Here is a 1,371-nt window from a genome sequence, read left to right on the forward strand (position 1 = left end):
AAGGCTGAGCTGTGATGGGGAAGCTCCTTATGGAGCGAAGTCTTTGATTCCCCGCTGCCAAGAAAAGCTTCTAGCGAGATAAAAGGTGCCTGTACCGCAAACCGACACAGGTAGGCGAGGAGAGAATCCTAAGGTGTGCGAGAGAACTCTGGTTAAGGAACTCGGCAAAATGACCCCGTAACTTCGGGAGAAGGGGTGCTTTCTTAACGGAAAGCCGCAGTGAATAGGCCCAAGCGACTGTTTAGCAAAAACACAGCTCTCTGCGAAGCCGTAAGGCGAAGTATAGGGGGTGACACCTGCCCGGTGCTGGAAGGTTAAGGAGAGGGGTTAGCGTAAGCGAAGCTCTGAACTGAAGCCCCAGTAAACGGCGGCCGTAACTATAACGGTCCTAAGGTAGCGAAATTCCTTGTCGGGTAAGTTCCGACCCGCACGAAAGGTGTAACGATTTGGGCACTGTCTCAACCAGAGACTCGGTGAAATTATAGTACCTGTGAAGATGCAGGTTACCCGCGACAGGACGGAAAGACCCCGTGGAGCTTTACTGTAGCCTGATATTGAATTTTGGTACAGTTTGTACAGGATAGGCGGGAGCCATTGAAACCGGAGCGCTAGCTTCGGTGGAGGCGCTGGTGGGATACCGCCCTGACTGTATTGAAATTCTAACCTACGGGTCTTATCGACCCGGGAGACAGTGTCAGGTGGGCAGTTTGACTGGGGCGGTCGCCTCCTAAAGTGTAACGGAGGCGCCCAAAGGTTCCCTCAGAATGGTTGGAAATCATTCGTAGAGTGCAAAGGCATAAGGGAGCTTGACTGCGAGACCTACAAGTCGAGCAGGGACGAAAGTCGGGCTTAGTGATCCGGTGGTTCCGCATGGAAGGGCCATCGCTCAACGGATAAAAGCTACCCCGGGGATAACAGGCTTATCTCCCCCAAGAGTCCACATCGACGGGGAGGTTTGGCACCTCGATGTCGGCTCATCGCATCCTGGGGCTGTAGTCGGTCCCAAGGGTTGGGCTGTTCGCCCATTAAAGCGGTACGCGAGCTGGGTTCAGAACGTCGTGAGACAGTTCGGTCCCTATCCGTCGTGGGCGTAGGAAATTTGAGAGGAGCTGTCCTTAGTACGAGAGGACCGGGATGGACGCACCGCTGGTGTACCAGTTGTTCTGCCAAGGGCATAGCTGGGTAGCTATGTGCGGAAGGGATAAGTGCTGAAAGCATCTAAGCATGAAGCCCCCCTCAAGATGAGATTTCCCATAGCGTAAGCTAGTAAGATCCCTGAAAGATGATCAGGTTGATAGGTTCGAGGTGGAAGCATGGTGACATGTGGAGCTGACGAATACTAATAGATCGAGGACTTAACCATATAATATG

General features: G+C 53.0%; 1 rRNA gene. It reads left to right on the forward strand.

Annotation, left to right across the window (positions count from 1 at the left end):
- Nucleotides 1-1,363 (forward strand): 23S ribosomal RNA (locus ACS2FK_RS30385); the annotation flags it as partial.
- Nucleotides 1,364-1,371: the final 8 nt, after the last annotated feature.

The sequence above is a fragment of the Bacillus cereus group sp. BceL220 genome (assembly GCF_051776965.1).
Taxonomy (GTDB): Bacteria; Bacillota; Bacilli; order Bacillales; family Bacillaceae_G; genus Bacillus_A; species Bacillus_A cereus.